The 23,150-nt window shown below is 43.1% G+C and carries 24 protein-coding genes; 18 read left to right on the top strand and 6 right to left on the bottom strand.

Going from position 1 to position 23,150, the window contains the following annotated elements; all coding sequences use genetic code 11:
* Positions 1–29 precede the first annotated feature (29 nt).
* Positions 30–980, bottom strand: coding sequence for a phospho-N-acetylmuramoyl-pentapeptide-transferase (gene mraY, locus P8596_RS17565; protein ID WP_224519299.1), 951 nt, complete (start codon positions 978–980; stop codon positions 30–32).
* Between the two features lie 189 nt (positions 981–1,169).
* Here mraY and P8596_RS17560 point away from each other — a divergent pair, with 189 nt between their 5' ends.
* Positions 1,170–1,979: a class I SAM-dependent methyltransferase gene (locus P8596_RS17560; protein ID WP_224521037.1), complete on the top strand. Its 810-nt coding sequence runs from the start codon at positions 1,170–1,172 to the stop codon at positions 1,977–1,979.
* A gap of 16 nt (positions 1,980–1,995) precedes the next feature.
* Positions 1,996–2,421 carry a VOC family protein gene (locus tag P8596_RS17555; RefSeq protein ID WP_279724472.1) on the top strand — a complete coding sequence of 142 codons (426 nt, stop codon included), beginning with the start codon at positions 1,996–1,998 and terminating at the stop codon, positions 2,419–2,421.
* 234 nt (positions 2,422–2,655) lie between these two features.
* Here the strand turns inward: P8596_RS17555 and P8596_RS17550 are convergent, their stop codons facing one another.
* Complete coding sequence (locus tag P8596_RS17550; protein ID WP_279724471.1) at positions 2,656–5,688, bottom strand: efflux RND transporter permease subunit; 3,033 nt, start codon at positions 5,686–5,688, stop codon at positions 2,656–2,658.
* Positions 5,689–6,083: 395 nt separating this feature from the next.
* Here P8596_RS17550 and P8596_RS17545 point away from each other — a divergent pair, with 395 nt between their 5' ends.
* The 8 genes from P8596_RS17545 to P8596_RS17510 all read left to right on the top strand — a co-directional run bounded on the left by P8596_RS17545 (position 6,084) and on the right by P8596_RS17510 (position 10,792).
* Entirely contained in the window at positions 6,084–6,425 is a 342-nt protein-coding gene (locus tag P8596_RS17545; protein WP_279724470.1) for a hypothetical protein, read from the top strand.
* A gap of 47 nt (positions 6,426–6,472) precedes the next feature.
* Positions 6,473–6,694, top strand: a complete 222-nt coding sequence (locus P8596_RS17540; protein WP_224519303.1) for a hypothetical protein — start codon at positions 6,473–6,475, stop codon at positions 6,692–6,694.
* A 29-nt stretch (positions 6,695–6,723) separates the two neighbouring features.
* Complete coding sequence (locus P8596_RS17535) at positions 6,724–7,107, top strand: hypothetical protein (RefSeq protein WP_279724469.1); 384 nt, start codon at positions 6,724–6,726, stop codon at positions 7,105–7,107.
* A gap of 44 nt (positions 7,108–7,151) precedes the next feature.
* Positions 7,152–7,820: an HAD family hydrolase gene (locus P8596_RS17530; RefSeq protein WP_347815216.1), complete on the top strand. Its 669-nt coding sequence runs from the start codon at positions 7,152–7,154 to the stop codon at positions 7,818–7,820.
* A gap of 28 nt (positions 7,821–7,848) precedes the next feature.
* On the top strand, positions 7,849–8,511 hold the full coding sequence (locus P8596_RS17525; protein WP_279724467.1) for an AraC family transcriptional regulator: 663 nt from the start codon (positions 7,849–7,851) through the stop codon (positions 8,509–8,511).
* Between the two features lie 241 nt (positions 8,512–8,752).
* A complete protein-coding gene (locus P8596_RS17520; RefSeq protein WP_279724466.1) occupies positions 8,753–9,526 on the top strand; it encodes a class I SAM-dependent methyltransferase in 774 nt (257 codons plus the stop codon).
* Positions 9,527–9,846: 320 nt separating this feature from the next.
* The gene (locus P8596_RS17515; RefSeq protein ID WP_279724465.1) at positions 9,847–10,245 is read left to right on the top strand and encodes a VOC family protein; all 399 of its coding nucleotides are present in this window, start codon (positions 9,847–9,849) and stop codon (positions 10,243–10,245) included.
* 121 nt (positions 10,246–10,366) lie between these two features.
* Complete coding sequence (locus tag P8596_RS17510) at positions 10,367–10,792, top strand: ribonuclease FAU-1 family protein (protein WP_279727024.1); 426 nt, start codon at positions 10,367–10,369, stop codon at positions 10,790–10,792.
* A gap of 53 nt (positions 10,793–10,845) precedes the next feature.
* Here P8596_RS17510 and P8596_RS17505 read toward each other — a convergent pair whose 3' ends face one another.
* A complete protein-coding gene (locus P8596_RS17505) occupies positions 10,846–11,829 on the bottom strand; it encodes a phosphotransferase enzyme family protein (protein ID WP_279724464.1) in 984 nt (327 codons plus the stop codon).
* 392 nt (positions 11,830–12,221) lie between these two features.
* Here P8596_RS17505 and P8596_RS17500 point away from each other — a divergent pair, with 392 nt between their 5' ends.
* The 5 genes from P8596_RS17500 (at position 12,222) to P8596_RS17480 (ending at position 17,469) form a co-directional block, all read left to right on the top strand.
* Positions 12,222–12,623 carry an SRPBCC domain-containing protein gene (locus tag P8596_RS17500; protein WP_279724463.1) on the top strand — a complete coding sequence of 134 codons (402 nt, stop codon included), beginning with the start codon at positions 12,222–12,224 and terminating at the stop codon, positions 12,621–12,623.
* Between the two features lie 119 nt (positions 12,624–12,742).
* Entirely contained in the window at positions 12,743–13,093 is a 351-nt protein-coding gene (locus tag P8596_RS17495) for a PadR family transcriptional regulator (RefSeq protein WP_034756814.1), read from the top strand.
* A complete protein-coding gene (locus P8596_RS17490) occupies positions 13,080–13,913 on the top strand; it encodes a permease prefix domain 1-containing protein (RefSeq protein WP_279724462.1) in 834 nt (277 codons plus the stop codon). Before P8596_RS17495 ends, P8596_RS17490 begins: the two co-directional genes overlap by 14 nt.
* A gap of 214 nt (positions 13,914–14,127) precedes the next feature.
* Positions 14,128–16,716, top strand: coding sequence for a phosphoenolpyruvate synthase (gene ppsA / locus P8596_RS17485; protein ID WP_279724461.1), 2,589 nt, complete (start codon positions 14,128–14,130; stop codon positions 16,714–16,716).
* A 147-nt stretch (positions 16,717–16,863) separates the two neighbouring features.
* Positions 16,864–17,469, top strand: a complete 606-nt coding sequence (locus tag P8596_RS17480) for a hypothetical protein (protein ID WP_279724460.1) — start codon at positions 16,864–16,866, stop codon at positions 17,467–17,469.
* 39 nt (positions 17,470–17,508) lie between these two features.
* On the opposite strand, the gene P8596_RS17475 is transcribed toward P8596_RS17480, so the two are convergent.
* A complete protein-coding gene (locus P8596_RS17475; RefSeq protein WP_224519315.1) occupies positions 17,509–19,209 on the bottom strand; it encodes a pyruvate oxidase in 1,701 nt (566 codons plus the stop codon).
* 115 nt (positions 19,210–19,324) lie between these two features.
* Here P8596_RS17475 and gpmA point away from each other — a divergent pair, with 115 nt between their 5' ends.
* Complete coding sequence (gene gpmA, locus P8596_RS17470) at positions 19,325–20,092, top strand: 2,3-diphosphoglycerate-dependent phosphoglycerate mutase (protein ID WP_279724459.1); 768 nt, start codon at positions 19,325–19,327, stop codon at positions 20,090–20,092.
* 177 nt (positions 20,093–20,269) lie between these two features.
* Here the strand turns inward: gpmA and P8596_RS17465 are convergent, their stop codons facing one another.
* Together P8596_RS17465 and P8596_RS17460 are read right to left on the bottom strand one after the other, a co-directional pair.
* Positions 20,270–20,650: a DUF3139 domain-containing protein gene (locus P8596_RS17465; RefSeq protein WP_279724458.1), complete on the bottom strand. Its 381-nt coding sequence runs from the start codon at positions 20,648–20,650 to the stop codon at positions 20,270–20,272.
* A 172-nt stretch (positions 20,651–20,822) separates the two neighbouring features.
* Positions 20,823–21,626 carry an alpha/beta fold hydrolase gene (locus P8596_RS17460; protein ID WP_279724457.1) on the bottom strand — a complete coding sequence of 268 codons (804 nt, stop codon included), beginning with the start codon at positions 21,624–21,626 and terminating at the stop codon, positions 20,823–20,825.
* Between the two features lie 167 nt (positions 21,627–21,793).
* Here P8596_RS17460 and P8596_RS17455 point away from each other — a divergent pair, with 167 nt between their 5' ends.
* Positions 21,794–22,342 (top strand): sigma-70 family RNA polymerase sigma factor, encoded by a 549-nt coding sequence (locus P8596_RS17455; RefSeq protein ID WP_279724456.1) that lies wholly within the window; start codon positions 21,794–21,796, stop codon positions 22,340–22,342.
* Positions 22,332–23,000: a DUF4871 domain-containing protein gene (locus P8596_RS17450; RefSeq protein WP_279724455.1), complete on the top strand. Its 669-nt coding sequence runs from the start codon at positions 22,332–22,334 to the stop codon at positions 22,998–23,000. Before P8596_RS17455 ends, P8596_RS17450 begins: the two co-directional genes overlap by 11 nt.
* Positions 23,001–23,150 lie beyond the last annotated feature (150 nt).

The raw sequence follows: 23,150 nt of genomic DNA, 5'->3' as shown, positions 1-23,150 counted from the left end.
CTTTGATGCTCGTCCATTTTCTATTAAGGCTAGAGAACGAACTTCCAATACGCAAAGCAAATAAATGTACAAATCCACGAAACAAACCCAAAAGCGGTCACAATGGTCGTTTCACCCCAGCCGTATTTTAAGCCGTAGTGGTAATGAATCGGAGTCATCCTGAAGATTCGTTTCCCTCTCGATTTAAATGAAGCCACCTGTAGAATGACGGAAAGTTGTTCAGCAAAGTAGATAAAGAATAGCAGGGGAATGAGAATCTCCACTTTTTCAATAACGGCAAGAAATGAAAGGGAGCCCCCGATCGCCAATGATCCTGTATCCCCCATAAAAGCCCGGGCAGGAAAGATATTATAAATGAGAAACCCGAGTAAGCAGCCAATCATCACTAAACAAAAAAGCTGTACCTCACTACTGTCCGAAATCATAAAAAAGAAAAAATAGGTAGGGATCGCGACCACCCCTAAAAGGCCGTCCAATCCGTCTGTAAAATTAATGGCATTGGCAGAACCCACGACAAATAAGGTAATCACAATGAGATACAAGGCCATCGGAAGATCAATAGAGAAATCTTGATAGATGCCAATGGTCGTATCTATTCCTTGTTCTTTCATCAAGTAGTAAAGCAGGGTACCCGTAAATAGAAATTGGAAGATAAGCTTCGTTCTACTTGAAACACCGCCGGGATCTTGCCGGGACGCTTTCCAAAAATCATCCAAAAAGCCGATGAAGCTGAATAAAATGTAGGTAATGGCCAAGAAAAACATCAGGGGCGTAGGTGAAAAAAATAAGGAGACGATAATTCCGATAAAGAGAATGATTCCAAACATGAGCGGTGTACCCTTTTTAATCTGATGATTGGAAGGAAGCTCTTTTCGTATCGGTTGCAGGAGTTTTAATTTTCTTAAGAGTGCAATGAACAGAGGGGATAAAGCTGCGACTAAAACAAACGCAATAATGGCCGGGATTAATTGATCTCTCACTTTGTATCTTCTCCTATTCTATTTAATCGTCTATACAATAGTTCTATGAAGAGTGTGGATATCCTTTAATCGATTACAGAATTAGGTACTCAATCGAATGTTGCTTGCAAAAAAAGTGGATAGTAGGCAGGATATGACATAAACTGCAGCGAATATAATTAGGTAAAAAGTGGAATGTAGGTGGATGTGCTGAGTAAGATCATTGAGTATTACAATCAATTTGATGAATGGGGAAGACTTGAACGTGAACCTGTTGAATTTCAGGTGAATTGGCATTACATGAAAAAATATATGCCTCGTACAGGATCTGTTCTTGATAATGGAGCGGGGCCGGGAAAATATTCAATGGAACTTGCCAAAGCTGGGTTTAGGGTGACATTGATCGATTTGACCCCTCGATTAGTTGATGTGGCGAAAGGTAAAGCAAAGGAACTTCATTTAGAAGAACAGTTTGAAGGGTTTCATACAGCAGATGCCAGGGACCTTCACATGATTGAAGATGAACAGTTCGACTCTTCCCTCATGCTTGGTCCCATGTACCATCTGCAGGAAGAAAACGACCGTATAAGAGCAGTGAAAGAATTAAATCGAGTGACGAAAAAAGATGGATTGGTCTTTGTTGCGTTTATGCCGAGGATCAGACACATCCTCACATCGCTCCTATCCCCTGACCATTGGAGGCCTCATGATGAGATGGATAATATACTGCAATTTTCCCAATCAGGATGCTTTCATCACGCAGATGAAGGGCGATTTACAGGAGCCTATTATTTCGAAATAGAAGACATCAATCCTTTTATGGAAGAGAACGGGTTTGAAACAATCGACCTGATTGGTTCCAATTCAGGCACTGTTTTGAATCAAGGCAATTGGAATTACTGGAGAGAAAAAGGAGAAGAGGAAGTAAGGAAAATCATTGATTTGATTATCGAAAGAGCAACAGATCCTTATATCCTTGGCATTTCTTCTCACTTGCTTTATATCGGCCGGAAAAAATAAAATGGAGGGATTTTAGATGAACGAAAAATTGTTAAGGGTCGGAACTACCTATATTCCAGTGGCTGACGTGGAACGTTCTTCGGAATGGTACGTAACCAAATTGGAGGCAGAATTAAATTACAAGGATGAAGATAAGGCTATATTGAATCTTGCCAACCAAAGTATCTTTCTTGTGAAATCAAAAGAAAACGAGAGTGCTAACTTTATAGATGTCCATGGCAAGGAACGCTTTTCTTTGACGTTTGAAGTGGACGGCTTAGAAGCTTTAGAAAACATGCGCGGGGATTTTATTCGTCGTGGGATGAAGGTTGGAGAGATTGAGGACAGGGGTCACACGGGAAGGAATTTTGTTTTTTATGATGTGGATGGTAATACGTTCGATGTGTGGAGTGAACTTAGTCCGACGTTTAAGGAGAAGTATTTGATTTCGGAATCAAAGTGATATAGATAGGTGGGTCACATCTGATGGGTGTGGCTTTTTTTATGGTTGAGGTTTGCGGGTTCAGCTGCTGAATATTCGGCAAGAATCAGCAGTTGAATATTCCAATTAACTCAGCAGCTGATTAACAGAGGTTATTCAGCCGCTGAATGCACCACGGTTCTAGGTTAAGATCGAAATTACTTTAACCTAACAAAAAAGGTGCTTATCCAGAACAGGATAAGCACCTTTTTAAAATTATTGTGCTACTTTCTCCTCACCCTCCAACTGCTGAGCACGTTGTCGCTTCGACTTCCTGAAATACAGCAACTCATAAAACACAGGAACGACCACAAGCGTCAGCACCGTGGCACCGGCAAGACCTCCGATGACGACAACGGCAAGTGATTTCGACACGAGACTTCCATCTTCCGTGTGACCGAAGAGAAGGGGAAGCATGGCACAAATGGTCGCAATTGCTGTCATGACGACCGGACGTAGACGAGTACCGCACGCTTCAAGGATCGAGTCACGAATGATCATCGTTTCCTCATTCTGCTTGACGCGGTCAATCAAGACAATGGCGTTTGTCACAACAATACCGATCAGCATCAACGCTCCAATGAGAGCCGTTGCGTCTGCAGGGACGCGTGCAATCAGCAGTCCGAGAACGGCCCCGATTGAGGCGAGTGGCAGCGTGATCAGAATCGCGAGTGGTGCTTTCAACGTCTTAAAGGTCAGGACCATGATCAGGTAGACGATCATGATGGAAGCAAGCATCGTCATGCCAAGGTCCTTAAAGTCGTCGGCCTGCTGGGCAGCGGCGCCGCCGGTATCAAGGGAAACGCCTTTTGGCAGGTCTATCTCCTTGATTTCGGTATCGATATTCTTTGAAATGACCGAAAGCTCTTCAGGCTTTACTTCTGCCGTGATTCGGACATATAAGTCACCATCTTTATGCAGGACGGTACTTGGCTTTTCTTCTTCCGTTATGGAAGCCACTTCTATAAGAGGCTGGATGCCTGAGTTTGTGGCAATCGTCAAGTCTTTCAAATCTGACTTTGATTCAGGATTGACGCCTGCGTCCAGGAATACAGGTGTTGTTACATCATCCAGGTTGATGGCTCCGATTGGCTGCGGATTCAGTAATGAACGGATTTGCATGGCCGTTTGCTGGGCATTCGCTTTCTCCGTGTTGACGTTTACGGTGAAGACAGGTGACGTTTTCTCCTGGTTGCTTGAGACTTTCTTCACTCCGTCCACATCTTTGATCTTATCCATGATGGTTTTGGATGTGGTCAGAAGTTCATTTGAGTCATTTCCGACGACGTCATAAGTAATACTTGAGTTGGATGAGCCTCCGAAGATGGAGGAAGGTGATGCCGTGATCGTCACACCTTTTTCATCCTTTTTTGTTTCATTAACTTTTTTGATAAAGGATTCTGCATCGGATCCTTCTTTCATGATGACGGTATACACCGCTGTGTTTGGATCACTCACGGCTCCGTATTCGGCGTTTTCTTCACTTGCACCATACTGGGTGATCAAGTAATCGTATCCTTCAAAATCTGATAATGTGTCTTCGAACTCTGTCGTGCGCTCTTTGATCGTGTCTTCCGGTGTATCACTCGGGAACTCCATGGTGACCGCTACGAAAGAGGCGTCATTCGCACTTGTTGCTGCTTTGGGTAACGTGATATAAAGAGCGATGGATCCCCCGAATACAAGAATGGCCAACAGGATGGGAATCCATTTGTGATTGAGTGACCAACGCAGCACATTCACATAGCGATGCGGCGTGTTGTGTTTTGGTAATGTGGTGTTTTTCAACATCCCACGGCTTAACAATGGCACGACCGTAACGGCAACAAGCAGTGATGCAAGCAATGAATACGTAACGGTCAAACCGAACGGAAGCAGGAATGCTTTCAACGATCCGTTGACGAGTCCCATCGGCAGGAATACGGCCACTGTAATGAGAGTGGACGACGTAATCGCACGGGAAACTTCTTTTGTCGCGAGCAGGACATTCTGTTTGGTCAGCTTCTCATTTTGGCTACGCCTAAAAATATTTTCGACGACGACGATGCTGTCATCGACCAGTCGACCGACGGCCACCGCGACTCCTCCCAGTGTAAGGATGTTCAGGGTGACTCCGGATAACCAGAGCAGGAATAGTGTGATACAGAGTGACAATGGAATGGAAACGACGGTAATCAGGGTTGGCTTGAATTTTCTTAGGAACAACAGAATGACAAGCGTTGCGAACAGAGCACCAAGTGCTACTTCGCGAACCATGCTGTTCACCGAATTCTCTACCATATCCCCGGTGGTAAATAGTGCGGTTGCTTCCACACCTTTATAGTCCTTGTTGATTTGATCGACCGTATCTTTTACATCTTCACCAGCGGTAACGGCACTTGCATCGCTCTCTTTGAACAGGACGAATGCCAAGGCTTCTTTTCCATTCACACGTGTGATGGTGTTTTCGGGTTTCACTTTTTCAACGGTGGCGATGTCTTTCAGTTGAACGACAGGAGCATTCGGGACTTGCAGTGGTACCGGCAAGTTCTTCAAAGCGTCAACGGAAGTCAGATTGTCCGTGACGTTGATCGTACTTTTCTGACCGTCAATCGTCGTGCTTCCGGCAGAGGCGGAAACATCCTGCCCTTGCAGTACGCCCATCACTGCGTTAACCGGGATATGTAACTTCTCCAGTTTGTCGTGATCCAGATTGATTTGGACCCGCGGGCTGTTTTCTCCGGCAATGCTTACCTGAGACAGTGAGCCCTTATTTTCAAAAAGAGGCTTGAATTCATCGTTGACGAGATCAAGGTTCTTTTTCGTCAATCCATCATCAAATGTCACAGACACCTGACTGATCGGGATCATCGAGGTGTTCAGCTGAGAGATTTGCGGCTGTCCGACTCCTTCCGGAAGTTGGATTCCTTTGATGGCCTCTTCGACCTTGTTCTTGGCTTCCTTCATGTCGCTTTTTGAATCGAAGTTGATGGTCACCTGGGAATATCCTTCCCCGGTAGTGGACAGGATCGATGTTTTTCCTGAAATCGATGTCACGGCCTGTTCCACGGGTTCTGTGATGTTCGTTGTCATGGAGCCGGCGTCATAGCCTTGCCCCAGGGTGACGACTGTCACTTGTGGATTATCCGCTTCAGGCAGGAATTCCATAGGCAGACGGAAATAACTTATGATGCCGAGAAGCAATGTGATGATGATAAATAGTGTCATGGCTGCCTTATTGCGGAATACCCAATTGGTTAAAGCTTGCATGTGTTTCCCCCCTAATACTGATTTGGTTTTTAATCTTCTTTTTAAAGATACTGTAATGCGAACGGCATCACAGCCACCTCCAGGCTAATATTCGCCTAGGTCTTGAGGCGGATTTCCTCTAGTCACAAAAATCATTTTACTGCAGAGCAGTCCCTGTTATTCTTAAAAACTTGTAAAAATTTTATGTAAGGACATCCTCTGTGTAAAAATATTCCTGTCACAATATTGTATTATAGTACGAATGGTAAGAAGTGGGAATAGGGTATTTCAAGTAAGCAAAAGTTTTATAATCCGATTGTTTATTTGAAGATTATTTGGAATAATTGGAATTGAATGGATTAAAGGAATAAGAAAAAAGTTTTAAATGAAGCCGACATATGTAGAGGGGGATTGATATGAAAGATTTAAAAACTTCTATATGGATTAACCTCCTTGTTGGGATTGGTATCGTGATCAGTTTATTGGTGTATGAGCCTTACACACATGTGCGAATTGTATTATTAATTTTCGCATTTACTGAACCAATGCTTTTGTTCTTTCAAAACAGGATGAAACGTAAAAAACTTTGGTTCTGTGCATATTGCATTGTTGTCCTGTCCAGTGTTTTTCTGGCTTATTCTTTAGATGAGCCTCATATGATCACATCTAAACTATTTTACTTCCTTCTCTTTACTGTGGTGTTGCTAACGGCAACATATAAAGGATTACCTCAATCAACTAAACAAAGTCAAAGCTAATGGTGATTGCACGATTTACATAATAATAAGAAAAGAGACAACAATCTATGAATATCTCAAATAAATTAATTGATTATTCCATCGTCTATGATGCGAGGAAAGAAGTGAACTCAGGAAAGTATGATCATAAAAAAGTGATCATTGATGAGGCAGTAAAGGAATTTAAAACAGAGGTCGAAAATCGTAATGGGAAGGAGGTCATCGTCGTCTACGATTGGCGTAAGACACATAGTGGAATGGAAATCGTTATGTATGCATATGAGAAATAATCGTTTTCTTATAGAGGAGAAGTGTGAGAATGAAGAGGATCATAGTCTTAGCCGCTTTAGTGCTCTCGTTATTAACCGCATGCAGTTCATCAAAGGATTCGTCAACACTAAGCTTCAGTAAAGTGAAAACTGTCCCAGCTGATGTACAAAATAAAATCGAACCGGAATACACACTCCAGCTGATGGATGAAGGAAAAAAGGGTTCATATATCGTATTTCAATTAAGTGGGGAAATAGAAACAGATGTGCAGTCAAAAGATGATACGGTGACGATCAAGTTCAACACCTCCGAGTCAAAAGAGAATGTTGTGGAGCAACATGTCTATTATTTAACAAGAGATCAAGGGCAAGACGTCATTCATGTTTTAGTGGATGGGGAGCCTGCCGTTTTTGATAATGTTACTGGGTTGTGAGGAGAACGATCTTGCACGATGACGAAGAGAAAGGAACGTCGATAATGACGCAATCACAGATTTTCGATATGGATGGTACACTCTTTCAAACAGACAAAATATTAGAAGTCTCTCTAGATGATGCCTTTGAACGATTACGGTCAGAAGGCAAGTGGGATGAGGAAACCCCGATTGAGAAATACCGGGAGATTATGGGTGTTCCTCTGCCAAAGGTATGGGAGGTACTGCTGCCTGATCATTCTCTTAAAGAAAGAGAGCGGACGGATGCCTTTTTCCTTGAGAGATTAATTCAGAATATAAGGAATGGAAAAGGGGCCCTATATCCTAATGTTCAGGAGGTTTTCAGTCATTTAAAAGAAAATGGATTCAGCCTTTACATAGCCAGTAACGGATTAATTGAATACTTAAACGCTATTGTTGATTATTATGACCTGGACCAATGGATAACGGAGGCATTCAGTATTCAGCATATTGAATCTCTGAATAAATCAGATTTAGTCCGGCATATTGTGGATAAATACGAGATTACGAGTGGAGTTGTGGTAGGGGACCGGTTATCGGATATTCATGCGGCGAAGGACAATGGGTTGATTTCCATTGGCTGTCGTTTTGATTTTGCCCGGGAAGAGGAGCTTGCTCAGGCTGATGTGATCATTGAGGATTTACTGGAATTAAAAATGCTGTTTCCTGCAAAAAAGCAAGGTATTAAATGAAATCGTTCATTTGAAAAGGGGTATCCAAGTGATCCAACATAAATCGATCCATATCCTAAATGGAACAGAGATGTACAAACGTTTCAAAGAGACTGGGTTTCTTAAATCAGAAGAGATGATTTCATTTAACGAAGCCATGTGTTGGGGAGAGACGTGCGAAAACATATTTTCAGATGAGTTTATTGAGATGCGTTCGAAGGTTCATCATGTAACGAGGAATCAATATACTGACATCACCCTGAACCCGTTGGAGCCACTCTTTCATGAGAGTGTGGACACTATTGCCTTGTGGTTTGATGAAGATATGTTCTGTCAAATGAATGTACTGACGATACTCGCATGGCTGGATCAGAGGGAGTATAGAGGATCGATTGAGCTGCATCTTGTAGATCATCAGTATATGCCAGTGAAAAAGTATAGCTTAGAGGCGAAGGGGTATGCGGCCATTTACGAAAAAGTGATGATTCATCGAACGGTGCCTGAGGACATTGTGCTAGAGCCTTTAAAAAAGGGAGTTGAGCTCTATTTAAACTACCAGGAGAAGGATAGTGAACTGATGGTGTATATCCAGAAGCATCCGGATGTTCCGGTAGAGAAGCTGGTATCGCTTCTGATTGAGAAATTTAGAGCGTATGGGTTAGGGGATACGCAGTATTTTGAGATGATTGAGGAAAGTCGGCAGAGAAAGTGATTTATTCAGGACAGGTGAGTGAGGCGGAAAATGAATCAAGTAGCATTGGTGTGTAGCGTGCTTTTAGTAGCTGGAGCAGTTGAATGGGTTGGAACGGAAATTCTGAAACGTATACATAAACGAAAGACGCTAATATTCTCCTTTAGTGTGTGGGGGAGTCTTATGATTATCTTTAGTGTAATCTGGTTCTTGGAAAAGTAAAGGATAATTCTGTGATTTTTGAGAGGAAGAGTGATTACAAGTGCCAATTTATAATCAAATAGGAAAAACCTACAACACTACCAGAAAAGCAGATCCGCGAATTACTCAAATGATCTTGCAACAACTCAAACTGGAACCCTCTGCAACCATCTTAGACATTGGAGCAGGAACCGGAAATTATAGCTATGAACTATCTAAAGAGGGATACCGTGTCATTGCTCTTGAACCCTCAGAAATCATGAGGAACCAGGGCAGGCAGCATAGGAATCTGACTTGGAAAGAGGGAACTGCAGAGGAAATTCCATTAGAAGATGCGTCCATTGACGGAATCATCTGCACACTCGCCTCTCATCATTTTCATGATTTATCCGTTAGTTTTCAGGAAATGAGAAGGGTCTTAAAGGAAGGTGGCAAGATTGTCATCTTCACCTTGGATCCAAGATTATGCGAAGAGGAGTGCTGGCTGTTTGACTATTTCGGACCAGTCTTAGATGGTGCTTATAGGATTCATCCGCCAGTGAAGGAACTGTCCCAATTACTTGAGAAACAGACCGAGCGTCCGGTTACCATGGTTCCTTTTCCATTACCTTATGATTTGACGGATCAATTTTTCTTTACGGGATGGAGGACACCGGAGCTTTATTTAGACAGGGATTTTCAAAGGGGGACTTCTCCGCTTGCCAAGGGGGAGGAAGTGAACCAGTGCCTTGAACATTTGCAGAGGGATCTGGAGAATGGATATTGGCATGATAAGTATCAACAGGTCATCCATTTAAATGAGTATGAGTGTGGGCATTTCTTTTTAGTCGTTTAAAACTACGAGGTGATTTAATGGGAGTTTATTATTTTGCTATTCTATTTATAGGGGTTTTTCTCATTTTCCGTGCTGGTTTGCAGGCGTCTAAGCAGGGTTCATTCCTAAAGCCAAGAGTGTTTGTCTACGGTGTTATGGGGGCTGTGTTGATTGGCCTCTCTATTTTCATGTTTACCCCGGGAAGTGCTGATATTGTGGCTGACCTATTAGGGATGACTAACTAGCGAAGTAAATGTTGTGTGAATTTAAAAGAGCGATTGGATATAATGATAAATGTTGAATGATACTTAAGAAAATAGATGAAAAGGAGAAGATCCACTATGAACAAGGTTACACCATTCTTAATGTTCCAAAACCGGGATGCCGAGGAAGCAATGAACTTTTACACCTCTCTGATTGAGGATTCTTCCATTACTAACATAGCTCGCTATGGTGCAAATGATAGTGGAGATGAAGGGACGGTCATGCAGGCGACGTTCACGTTGAAGGGACAAGAGTTTATGTGCATTGACAGCAATGTGAAGCATCAGTTTGACTTCACACCTTCTTTCTCCATCTTCCTTACATGCGATACGGAAGAAGAACTTGAGACGATCTATGAGAAGCTGAGTGAAGGTGGTCAAGCACTTATGCCACTGGGAGATTACGGCTTTAGTAAGAAATTTGGCTGGCTGAATGACCGTTTTGGCGTTTCGTGGCAGCTGAATTTGCCTAAATGATTTTATGCTTAAAAGAAAATACGGAAACCGTGCTGATTGGAAGAGAATAGATCAAAGGAAATACGCTCAAACCCATCTTCACACGAAGGAGTTCCAAGGATATATCACACTGTTGAACACAGTGAAAGTGAAGGAACCTTTAATCACCCAATACGGGGACAAAGAAGTATGCATCGTTGATAACGGATATATGTGGCTCCAGCACTTTCCTTTCGGTAAAAATCATTCCGTCACGACCATGTTTGATGCAAATGGAGAGATCGTTCAGTGGTACATAGATATATGCCTGGAAAATGGAGTGGAGGACGGTGTTCCGTGGATGGGTGATCTCTTCTTGGATATTGTGGTGCTGCCATCAGGTGAGATCCTTCTCTTGGATGAGGATGATCTGGAACAGGCGTATAAAAATGGAACGATCTCTAAGGAGAAATATGATATAGCACTCAATGAAGTGAAAGAAATTATGAGACAGCTTCAAAATGATGAATTTATGATAATAAAACTGGCTCAAGAACATAAAAGAATGTTGGACCTCGAACTTACATAAACAGAGTCAAGGTGTCTGGCCCTCAACACATCGAGCCAGACACCCTTTTTATGTTATAAATTCATTCCGAAATACCTTGATTTATACTTCAATGCCTCCATTAAACGTCCTCTCAAGCTCACTAACCATTCCGGTTCATGGTTCCACTGATCTTCTGTTGATTTTAAAATACGTACATACCCGTATAAATCGGCAAACCTTCTGAAAGCCGGAAGTAATGCCATCATCTCATCCTGGATTTCAAATTCGGTTCGATACCCATCCAGGAAGCATTCTTTTTTCTCTTGATACTTCTCAGGTGGAATACAATCTTGCAAACTATCAAGGGTCTGTTCAATGTCCATCACATACCAATGATAGATCGCATCGTCAAAATCTATGACATAACAAGATTGAGATTGTGCATCATAAAACACATTGTCGTATTCAAAGTCATAATGAATCAATCCAAAATTGCTCTTTGATCTAGGAATGGACTTAAAATACTCTTGTAATAACTTTGTCTCTTTTAACGCTAATGTTTCATGAGGAAGGTCCATCAGAATCGTCTCAATGGAAGTGAGGATATCGCAATAGGACCACCTGTCGGATTGAAGAGGATGATACTCACTGGACAATCGATGAAGTTTTCCTAATGATTTTCCATAAGTGAAGATAATATGATTATTCAGATCAGTCTCGCTAATGGGTACACCTGGTACCTGTTTGAACACGGAAGCATAATAGTCCCCCCATGGTGTTTGAACTTCAACCAACTTCTCTCCGCTTTTTGATTCCACAGCTTCTAATACGCCATACTCCTTTGAACGAAGATAAGAAATAAAATCAAGTTCCGCGAGAAGATTTTCCAAGTACTTCTCTGATGTTGGGGCAAATCTGAGAAACTGCGTCTTGCCATTCAATTGAAAAGAATAAGTAGCATTCGATGAGATCCTGTAGGTTGTGAACACGTCAGGTGATTGTCCATCACATTCCCAATTCATTACCAGCATTTCTGCCAGGTCTTCGTTGTTAAAAAGATGTTTCAGCTTCAACATAAAACAGTCAACTCCTCAATTTGTTTAGTCATGCATTTGAGAAGAATAACTGGAGAAGATATTTGCTAGTGAGATACGAAAATAGTAAAAGCCACAGGGTATAAAACATAACCCTGTGGCTAAAATTTCGTTCTTCATCATAAGCAGATGTTGCCATACTCATTCTATTTTCACATTGTATCCGTATGAGTGAGAGGGCAATCCGTACCATTCTCCAAGGTTATCTTCATGAAATTAGTCATTGCGTCATCTCACTCCCTTCGTTATCGGTATGAAAATTATACCATTTGTAAGATTGGCAAATCAAGGGATTTCGAATGGGTGTGTATGAGGTATAATGAGTGGTAAATAAAATGAAAGCGGGTGGATGATCCACGAATAATATTACTAATATGAAAATTCAAAAGCCGGCACATGAAATCTTCGAGGCATTTGTTGATCCCGAAAAAATAGGAGGGTTCTGGTTTTCTTCAAGCTCTGAAAGGTGGGAGGAAGGAAAGACGGTTACGTTGAGATATGAAGAGTATGACGCTCAGGGTGATATACATATAGTAGAAATCCAAGAAGAAAAGAAGATTGTCTTCGAGTGGGCAGGAAACCACAAAGTAACCATATCTTTTACTGAAGAAACAGGCAGCACAATCGTAGGGGTTAAAGAAGAAGGGTTCGATAAGGACAATGAGCATGTTATCAACGAATTAGTAGACAATAAAGAAGGCTGGGTATATATGCTAACATGCTTGAAGGGGTACATGGAGTATGGTGTGAACCTTAGGGCATCGCTTGTTAAATAAATCTGAATGATAGCCCATTTAACAAAAATCATCCTGTCACTGAAGGATGATTTTTATATAAACGAATACCTTGCATTATTAGGTAATATATTATATAAATATGTAAGGGGGTGTAAAATTTGGAAATTAATAAAGAGGTCTTAAAAGGTCATATCGATACATTGATTCTCTCGCTTCTGAATAGCCGGGATATGTATGGCTATGAGCTGGCAAAAACGGTCCGTGAAAAAAGCGAAGATCAATTTGAATTAAAAGAAGGTACGCTTTATTTATCATTAAAAAGGCTAGAAAAAAACCAATGGATCTCTTCTTACTGGGGTGATGAGCAGGGTCCGGGCGGAAGAAGGAAGTATTATACGCTTACCCCCATAGGCCAAGAGGGGTTTGAGGAAAAGCGCAAAGAGTGGCAATTTGTAAAGAAAATCATTGATACCTTTATCGAAGGGGGAGAGAACCTTGAGACAGATTGATGCATATGTAGATTCTGTTTATCAACATATCGGGGGTAATCGAAAAGAAATTCAGGAATTGAAGGCTGAGATGAAAAGTCACTTACTGGAGGCTGTTCATGAACTAAGAGCAGAAGGAATGGGCGAGCAAGAAGCCGTTGATGTGGCCATTGAACGTTTTGGGGGAGAACAGGAAATGCGTTCGATTGTAGGACAGCTCTTCAAGGCTCAAAAATCGTTCGCTAAATGGGTCCTTTACCTTGCACTGGCTGTCCTTCTTTTTACCGTGTCTGCATTCGGATATTTATGGTCACTTGAAGAAGAAAATGCAAATGAAAATTCTGAAGTAGCTACACAAGTTTCAACTATCCTAAAGGATAAAACCAGCGTTTCTGATGACATGAAAAATAAAATAAATAGCTTAATAGAAGGTACGGATCAAATCGCGAATGTTGAAATTTACGATGTAAGCAGTGTTAAGAATACTAATATGGTATTTGATTATGTCAGGGATGCAAAGCCGGAATACCGTTACGAACAAAAAGTGTGGAGTCCAAAATGGCTACAGGCTGATTTCTTCCCATATGGAAACGGAGATGGAAAGCAGTGGTATGTGGAAATGGAAACGAGGCATATCAGTGATTTGATGTCGATCATTTTGTTCTCGGGAATGGCGATTTATATCACATTGTTTACGATTTGGGCAACGATTAATGCTTATCATCATAGACGATTAAATATTGGGTGGATAGTGGTGTTTGCTTTGTTTAATGTCTTGGGGTATTTGGTTTATTACGTTGTGGGAAGAAAGAAGCTTAAAACGAGAGTTAAAGAAGCATAACACGTTTAGCTGAATGACCAATATGAAGTTGTATTTAAAGAAGCTCAGAGCTATGATCTCTGAGCTTTTATCATCTTTATTCGTAGGTTTTCTACAAACTAAACGTCTCTTCCTACTTCTATTATACCACGCTAAAAAAATTCATTATAGACTGTTTCTTCCCATGCACTACTGCTAAAATCAAATAACATTGATGGATAAGGGGAGTGGCAGGATGAATTCATTGGTTCTCAGCTTTCAGGAAATGGAACAATCGGAGCTTTCACTTGTAGGTGGAAAAGGCTTAAATCTAGGGTTGTTATCAAAGATTCAAGGGATACAGGTGCCGGATGGTTTCAGTGTGACGACGGTTGGATTTAGGAGAGCGGTTGAACAGAATGAGATGTATCACACATTGCTGGCGAGGTTATCCAAGCTCAAACCGGAAGATCGGAATCAAATAGGAGAAGTCAGCAAGGAGATTCGGAAATTCCTCCTGAATGTAACGATTCCTTCAGATGTAGTGGAAGCCGTTACGCACTATCACTCCCGGTTTGGAGAGGAACATGCCTATGCTGTCCGTTCAAGTGCCACGGCGGAAGATTTGCCTCATGCCTCCTTTGCCGGGCAGCAGGATTCATACCTTCATGTGATCGGCAAGGATTCCATCCTGGAGCATATCCGCAAGTGTTGGGCATCCCTTTTCACGGATCGCGCCATCATTTATCGTATGCAAAATGGGTTTGATCACAGTGAGGTTCACATTTCTGTTATCGTTCAGAAAATGGTATTCCCGCAGGTTTCAGGGATTCTTTTTACGGCTGACCCCGTGAGTTCCAATCGGAAAGTGGTATCCATCGACGCAGGGTTTGGTCTTGGAGAAGCTTTGGTGTCCGGCCTGGTTTCACCAGATTCCTACAAAGTACAGGACGGCATGATCATAGATAAGAAGATTGCAACTAAGGAACTGGCTATCTATGGGGTGAACGGTGGAGGGGCGGAGACGCTGCCTATCCCTCCAGATCAGCAGCAGGCAGCGGCCCTTACGGATGAACAGGTTATACAGCTCTCCCGAATCGGCAGGGGAATCGAAGCGCGTTTTGACTGTCCTCAAGATATAGAGTGGTGCTTGGAGGATGGCATATTCTACATTGTCCAAAGTCGGCCGATAACGACTCTATACCCGATTCCGGAAGCGGATGATGGGGAGAATCGAGTGTATCTTTCCGTCGGTCACCAGCAAATGATGACGGATGCCATGAAGCCTCTCGGGTTGTCCTTTTTCCTATTAACGACACCTGCACCGATGAAAGTCGCCGGTGGAAGATTGTTTGTGGATTGCACACCTCGGTTAGCATCACCTGCAAGCAGACAATCGTTCATTGAATTAATGGGCAAATCCGAACCACTTACCAAAGATGCTCTCACAACGATTATAGAAAGAAAAGACTTCATCAAAACGGTTGAGGATGTAGCTGAGCCTGCTTCAAGGAAAGGTGAAGTCGCTCCAATCGACCCGAATCCTGCCATCGTTGCAGAACTAATAAAGAAAAGTGAAGCCTCAATCGAACAGTTGAAACAAACCATCCATTCGAAAACGGGATCCGAGTTGATGGATTACATCTTAGAAGATATGAAGGAATTAAAGAGGATTCTATTTGATCCGCAAAGTTCCCGGGTGATCATGGCTGCAATGGATGCTTTATTCTGGATCAATGACCATATGTACGAGTGGTTGGGAGAAAAAAATGTGGCAGATACGCTGTCTCAATCTGTGCCGAATAATATCACTTCTGAAATGGGCTTGGCATTGATGGAGGTAGCTGATGTGATTCGTCCACACCAGGCGGTAATCGATTATTTGCGCCAGGAAAAAGAGGACCATTTCCTGGATGAATTGGTGAAAGTCGATGGTGGACAGGAAGCCAGGGTAGCCATCGAAGACTTTCTCTCGAAATATGGGATGAGATGCAGCGGAGAAATCGATATTTCGAGAGTACGCTGGAGTGAAAAGCCAACAATCATTGTCCCGATGATTCTCAGGACCATCCAACAGTTCGAGCCGCAGGAAAACAAGCGTAAATTTGAGAAAGGGCGCCTGGAAGCGATAGAAAAAGAACGAGAATTACTGGAGCGATTAAGCTCATTACCAGATGGCGAACAAAAGGTAAAAGAGACGAAAAGAAGGATCGATATCATCCGGCACTTCACCGGTTACCGGGAATATCCGAAATACGGCATGATCCATCGCTACTTCGTTTATAAGCAGGCATTATTAAAAGAAGCTGAACGGTTAGTCGACCAAAATGTTCTTCAAGAAAAAGAGGACATTTTCTATCTTACATTCGAAGAATTACAGTACTTGGTGAAAACCAATAAGTCGAAGGATGGTCTCATCTCTAAGCGAAAAGAAGAGTACGACTTTAATGAAAAACTGACGCCGCCAAGAGTAATCACGTCGGACGGGGAAATCATCACCGGTGAATACAAGTCGGAAGATATTCCCGAAGGTGCTATTCCCGGTCTGGCTGTTTCATCAGGAGTGATAGAAGGGCGGGCACGGGTGATTCTCAATATGGAAGACGCGGATTTGGAAGAAGGAGATATCCTGGTCACCCCTTATACCGACCCGAGCTGGACACCGTTATTTGTCTCCATCAAAGGGTTAGTCACAGAAGTGGGTGGACTGATGACCCATGGAGCCGTGATTGCACGGGAATATGGACTGCCGGCTGTCGTCGGCATCGAACGTGCGACCGAGCGGATACAAGATGGACAGACGATTAGGGTGCATGGTACAGAAGGGTATGTTGAACTACTATAAGAGGATCATCGTCTCACTTTAGGCAGAGAAAATCATCCAGGTCGGTTATCGATCTGGATGATTTTTTTGATTTATTTACTTTTATTGGGAGTGAAAGAGGTATAATGGGAGTTAACTAAACTGGTTAAGTTAGAGGGTGAATTAGATATGCAGGGTTGGCGTAGGAAGTGGGTGATGGTTATGCTATGTGTCCTTCCAATGATAGCTGGCTGCCGTGTGATTGTGGTTGATGAAAGTAAAGAGAAGAGTGAAGTGAAACAGGTCGTACAGAAGCCTACTGAAGCATTGAAGTTGGACGCAAAGGTGCAGGTATTCAAAAAATCTCTCCTCATACGCAGTGAGACCACCTTACCCAAAGGAGCAATCGTGGATGTACAATTAAAACCCTATCCCGATGATGCGACCTCCCTTCAAATCATTCGAACCGCTGTCGAACCACTGGATACTGTCGCCTCTTCAGGCACGGTCAAAGTGAAGAAGGATGGGATAATTGAGTCGATTACGATACCAAGACCAGATGAAAACAAACGATATAGACTGGAAATTTTAGTGGACCCGAGAAAACAGAATGAAGACGTACAAGAAGCCCTCGGTCCCCTTGGTGAAAACCTATCCAACAGTGAAGGGAATGTTTCCATCACAGAAAAATCCCAAGACATCACCTTCCTGAAAAAATACGCCAACATCATGAAAAGAGAAGAACCCGATGGCTTCATGGCAAAACTCGACCTCGTCGCCTTGGACGAACAATAAGAGGGACGGACCTTGCAATGCAAGGTCCGTCCCTCTCTCTTATAGTGGTGGAAGGTCAAATTTCCCTTCCTCAAACAGTTGTTTGAGCATGTGTTTCGTGTAGCCGGCAGCTTGGGAGAATTGGATTTTGGCCGGCATTGGTGCTTCGTCGGCGTCGACTACGACGTCGATGATGCATGGTTTCTTTTGTTGGATCGCCTTTTGGAGTGAAGGCAGGATGTCCTCTGGACGTTCGACGCGGTAACCGACTCCGCCGCATGCTTCGGCGTATTTAGCGAAGTCAGGGTTCTGGAGGTTGGTGCCGAATTCGATATTCCCCATCACTTCCTGTTCGAATTTGATCATGGCGATCTTATGGTTGTTTAGGATCACGACGATGATGGGTAAGTCATATTTGACTGCCGTGACGAAGTCCGCCATCGTCATGGCGAATCCGCCGTCGCCGCATATCGCGAATACCTGACGATCCGGATAGGCGATTTGACCGGCAATGGCACCGGGAAGACCGCAGCCTAGGGTGGCGAGCCAGCTAGAAATAACAAAAGACTGATTGGTGATTGGGAAATGTCGGGCCATCCACACCGTTACGTTTCCGACGTCAACGGACAGGATGGCGTCGTCGGACGCGACTTCCTTAAGGGCATGAATCAGTCGCTGCGGTTTGAGCGGGACCGATCCATCCTCTTCTTGTGATTCTAAGTTATCCCACCATTTGACCGTACGTTCCTGATTCTTCTCCAGGAATGTTCGATCTTCTTTCCTTGAGACATGTTCGGTTAGCCACTTAAGAGAAGTGCCGGCATCTCCGGCAAGACCGACATCTACCGGGTAGCGCTTCCCGATTTGGGACGGGTCAATGTCAATATGAATCGTTTTGGCATTGTCTGGCAGAAATCCGGTAAACGGGAATGAGGTTCCGATCATCATGAGCATATCGGCTTCCTGCATCGCTTCATACGATGGCTTTGTCCCGATTAGGCCGAGGCCTCCCAAGCAATACGGATGCTTATCAGGGATGACCCCTTTGCCGGGCAGGGTCAACACGATGGGTGCCCCGACTTTTTCAGCAAAAGACAATAGTGTTTCGCGGTGCCCGTGAACGCCTTTTCCAGCAAGGATGATTGGTCGTTCCGCACCCTCGATGAGTTCTTTTGCTCTTTGCAAATCTTCAGGAAGAGGCGCAATGTTCTGCTTTACTGAAAAATGGGACGTCACACGTGCTTCTTTCCCCACTTCAAAGCGGGGGATGTCATCCGGGATGGTCAGGACGGACACCCCTTTTTTCGCATAGGCGGTCCGGATTGCCTGATTGACGACGGCAGGAAGCTGATCAGCGGACATGATGCGCTGATTATACACGGCAACATCGTCGAACATCCGCTCAAGATTCACTTCTTGAAAAGAGTCCGTCCCTAAAAGGTCCGTTTCCACTTGACCTGTGATGGCCAACACCGGAGCTTTATCAAGCTTTGCATCGTACAATCCGTTCAGAAGGTGGATCGCTCCTGGACCGGCAATTGCCGTGCATACTCCAAGTTTTCCCGTTAATTTCGCATATGCGGCAGCGGCAAGTGCCCCTGCTTCCTCATGTCTGACTTGAATGAACTTGATTTTGTCCTGTTTCTTTCGAAGTGGTTCTATAATGGAATTGATGGAGTCCCCGGGCATCCCATAAATATGGTCGACTCCCCATTCAATCAAGAGATCAATTAATTTTTCTCCAGCGTTTTGTTTGAACATTACATCGTCTCCTCTCGAAATTGGTTATTCCTATTTTGGTACAATACTTCCTAAATTACTCAATATTTCTATTCCGAGATGCACATACTTTAAAAAAAGATCTGGAGTGATGAACATGAAGAAGCTTGTGTTCCTTCGACACGGCGAGAGCCTCTATAATCTAGAAAACAGGTTCACTGGTTGGAGGGATGTGGATTTAACCGATGACGGCTATTCAGAAGCAAGAAAAGCAGGGGCGGTCCTGAAGAAACACGGGTTCATTTTCGATGTGGCCCATACATCTGTTTTGAAAAGGGCGATCCGGACGTTATGGATCGCTCTGCACGAAATGGATCTGGTCTGGATTCCCGTGTATAAATCATGGAGATTAAATGAGCGGCATTATGGGGGTCTGCAGGGACTGGATAAAGATGAAGTGACGGAGCAATTCGGGGAAGAGCAGGTTCATGAATGGAGAAGGTCGGCCGATGTCCGGCCACCAGCGATTTCTGAAGAGGGGCATCGCGGCAACCTCTCCGATCCGAAATACGCCACGGTTGGCAAGGAGAATATGCCATTATCGGAAAGTCTCCTTGATACGGAAAAGAGGGCACTCGTCTATTGGCATGAGGTGATCGTCCCGAGCATTCGGGACAATAAACGTGTCATCATTTCAGCACACGGAAACACGCTCCGGGCACTTGTGAAATTCCTTGACCATATTCCGGATGACGGGGTTGTCAGTCTCAACATCCCTAATGGCATCCCTCTCGTGTATGAACTGGATGACGACTTGAAACCAATCAGGCATTATTATTTGGATGACGAGGGAGAGGTGCCGCATGATCGAATTCCGCGGCATATGGATATAGAGGATAGGAATAATTGGGATTGGATGGGGTGAATGTAATTAAGGAGTACTAGTGGCTAAAAGTACTTTTATTGAAGTGACACTTCAAGGGTTCATTATTCGTGGTAGAAAATCAATGTAATTTAAAAAAGATATGGTCCGTAACGGTGAGACGGACCATATCTTTTTTGATGATTTCATTTTCCTTAAAGCCCCATTTAACGGAATAACTTATTTGCTTTTATCTAAAGGTCCATTAACCCCTTCAAAATGTTTGTATAACTCATTTTTAGTATAACCTGAAATACCACCTTGATTAATTATCTTGTTATCATATTGATAATAATAAATGGCATTTGGTTCATCATTAAATACGACTGATATACTCCAGGGCTCATAGGAAAGCAGAAAAGCTTGCACTGAATGCTCAACTTCAATTTTTGTTATTTCACTTTCTTTGTAGCCTTTGTCTTCTGTCAAATACCTAAATACTTCATCTTTTCGTTTTTTTTCACCTGCATCTGCATAGATGAGATATGAAATATAAGCAAGTAAAATTATAGCAAATGGAATTGCGAGTATTACTTTTTTGTTTTTGATAATAGTAGACAAAACCTTTCCCCCTTTGTGTAAACAAAAACCCTTTTGGTGTAATTATACACTAAAAGGGTTTATTTATAATTAAATTATCAGTTTATTTAAGGGCTGAGATGAGGTGTATTCCATTAAATTGCCCATTAATAGAAGATCACCTATACATATTAAATCCTTCTTTTTTACATCATTACGACGGTCCTAAAATCTCAGAATCAAGCTTGTCCAGCCAATTATGTACCAATGAATTGAACAAATCCTCCTGCTCAATCTGCACATTATGCCCCCCCATATCAAGCACGGCAATGGTAGCTCTTGGATAATTCTCGATTAATCGCCACGCATCCTGATACCCCACTACATGATCTTGCCGTCCGGTGACAATCAGCGTTGGACAGTCAAGTGTATGTGAAAGCTCGAAGGTGAAGCCATAGCCATTTTCCCGGATGCTGTTTGCGAATTCCTCATTCGTTTGAGTAGAAGGAAGCAGGATGTCATCACGGAACCTTTCCCATTCCCTCTGACCTTGCACGACTCCCATCGCTGAAAAAGCCTCTGCTTCCAGTGAGGAAAGATTCGATAGTAAGTCAGGGTCCTTTTTCAATACGATTTGCTGCGGCAGTTCTCTTTTATCCGTATCGGGTATCACCATTGGTGCCAGAAGCATTAAGCCCCGAACTCTATCTTGTCGAGCCTCTACGATTCCCCTCGCCATATAGCCCCCATACGAATATCCGCACACGATGAAGGGTTGATCAGGAATCAACTCGTCCACTAGTGCCAGCACAGCTCCCAACATATCGTCGGAATTCTTGATGGAAGATTGTGCTTCCGATTTACCCATTCCAGGCAGATCTATGTAAATCCGTTTCCATCCGGTGCGGTTCTCGAAGTTCGGTTCCATTGCATGCATCATGGCCTGATGATCCAGCGTCCACCCATGCACCATTAAGATGGGAAACCCTTCTCCGATGATATTATGGTAAATAGCCACGTAATTCCCCTCCTTTTAATCTATTAAAAGTATATGTTATTTTCTGGATTAATCAAAGGAAACTTCTCCATGCGTATTGAATGCAGTTAAAGGAAGTTTATTAAAAAAATGAAACCAAACAAAGTGTGATTCGTCTTAGCGATATAAGGGAATGAGGTGAGGAACGTGTGAGAAAGGTGAAGAACGACGATCATTCAGAGAGCCGAGATGCCTGGCTGGAAAGAATCATGGATGAGTACGGCGAACGTCTGACGAAATTGGCTTATAACTATGTGAAGGACTGGGGTATGGCTGAGGACATTGTTCAGGATGTCTTTATCACATGTTTCAGGCATTTTGAAAAAATAGATGAGATTCTATCATTCAAGGCATGGATTTATTGCCTGGTGATCAATCGATCAAAGGATGTTCTGAAGAGTTCTGCGTTTAAGAGAGTTGTGATGAATTCAAGCCTTTACTCCATTTTTACATCAAAGGAACCGTTGCCTGACATGAGATTGGTGAAGAGAAGCGAGGAAGAGATTCTTTCAAGGAGCGTTCTTGATTTACCCGTAAAATATCGGGAAGTCATCATTCTTTATTATTATGAAGAATGTTCCATTGAGGAAATCAAAGGATTGTTAGGTCTGAACGGCAATACGATTAAAACCAGGTTGAATCGAGGCAGGACGAAGCTGAAAAGTAGCTTGGAAAGGTGGGAGCGTGATGGAGAATAAGCTTAATGAGTTGAAGGAAGCGATGGATACTACCACTCATAAAGGCAGACACTTCACAGAATTTCAGAAAAATAAAATTCGCAGTGCCGTTCATCGTCCAGTGGAAACAAAAAGCCCTAATCCATTCATGGTTTTCATCATGACGACTGTAGCCCTTTGTTTAATAGGCTTCTTTGTTTCAACTGAGATGATGGTAAAGAAAAATGAAACGAATAATGGGAGTCCAAATATTGTGCAAGAAGGGAGTGCCATCATTCTACCTGGAGATATACCGACCTTTGTTCAAGAGAGTGACCTTGATACTATCAACTGGGATCGGAAGGCGACGACCTTTGGAATGAATATGACCGGGAATGAAGGTAAGTCGGGTATCATCGGTGCTGACATGCCAAGCTTGAACGGGCAAAAGTGGATGTGGCATCTATGGGATACGGACGCCTCTGATTTAACAGTGGTTGCTTATCAAAGAGATTCAGGAACCGTGCAGCCTGTATTGGATAACGGTGAAAGCTGGACGATCCCTCTTGGCGGGGAGAACAATGGTGCGGATGTTCATGCACCATCGTCCGTTACCATTCCGGAACGTGGTGAGTGGGCGTTTGTGCTTTATACGGATGGGGAGTTGTTTGATGTGGTTGTGATGGAGATAGATGAGTGACTTTATTGAACGGAAAAACCGGGATTTAGTCCGGATTTCATAGGTTGTTTTATTCTTTTCACATTGTGAAATGCAGATGATTACACTGTTTGTTCTTCAAATGTAGTGCGAGATCTAGAAGCTATTAAGGTGCAAAAACAAAGGAGCGAA

This window comes from Rossellomorea sp. DA94 (assembly GCF_029834455.1).
GTDB lineage: Bacteria > Bacillota > Bacilli > Bacillales > Bacillaceae_B > Rossellomorea > Rossellomorea vietnamensis.
This window is presented reverse-complemented; position numbering and strand designations above follow the sequence as displayed.

Excerpts from the sequence above, each read along its gene's own strand:
- P8596_RS17530 (WP_347815216.1), top strand. The coding sequence starts at position 7,152 with ATGACGCAATCACAGATTTTCGATATGGATGGTACACTCTTTCAAACA.
- P8596_RS17555 (WP_279724472.1), top strand. The coding sequence starts at position 1,996 with ATGAACGAAAAATTGTTAAGGGTCGGAACTACCTATATTCCAGTGGCT.
- gpmA (WP_279724459.1), top strand. The coding sequence starts at position 19,325 with ATGAAGAAGCTTGTGTTCCTTCGACACGGCGAGAGCCTCTATAATCTA.
- P8596_RS17545 (WP_279724470.1), top strand. The coding sequence starts at position 6,084 with ATGAAAGATTTAAAAACTTCTATATGGATTAACCTCCTTGTTGGGATT.
- P8596_RS17515 (WP_279724465.1), top strand. The coding sequence starts at position 9,847 with ATGAACAAGGTTACACCATTCTTAATGTTCCAAAACCGGGATGCCGAG.
- ppsA (WP_279724461.1), top strand. The coding sequence starts at position 14,128 with ATGAATTCATTGGTTCTCAGCTTTCAGGAAATGGAACAATCGGAGCTT.
- P8596_RS17475 (WP_224519315.1), bottom strand. The coding sequence starts at position 19,209 with ATGTTCAAACAAAACGCTGGAGAAAAATTAATTGATCTCTTGATTGAA.
- P8596_RS17505 (WP_279724464.1), bottom strand. The coding sequence starts at position 11,829 with ATGTTGAAGCTGAAACATCTTTTTAACAACGAAGACCTGGCAGAAATG.
- P8596_RS17550 (WP_279724471.1), bottom strand. The coding sequence starts at position 5,688 with ATGCAAGCTTTAACCAATTGGGTATTCCGCAATAAGGCAGCCATGACA.
- P8596_RS17450 (WP_279724455.1), top strand. The coding sequence starts at position 22,332 with ATGGAGAATAAGCTTAATGAGTTGAAGGAAGCGATGGATACTACCACT.
- P8596_RS17540 (WP_224519303.1), top strand. The coding sequence starts at position 6,473 with ATGAATATCTCAAATAAATTAATTGATTATTCCATCGTCTATGATGCG.
- P8596_RS17535 (WP_279724469.1), top strand. The coding sequence starts at position 6,724 with ATGAAGAGGATCATAGTCTTAGCCGCTTTAGTGCTCTCGTTATTAACC.
- P8596_RS17480 (WP_279724460.1), top strand. The coding sequence starts at position 16,864 with ATGCAGGGTTGGCGTAGGAAGTGGGTGATGGTTATGCTATGTGTCCTT.
- P8596_RS17500 (WP_279724463.1), top strand. The coding sequence starts at position 12,222 with ATGAAAATTCAAAAGCCGGCACATGAAATCTTCGAGGCATTTGTTGAT.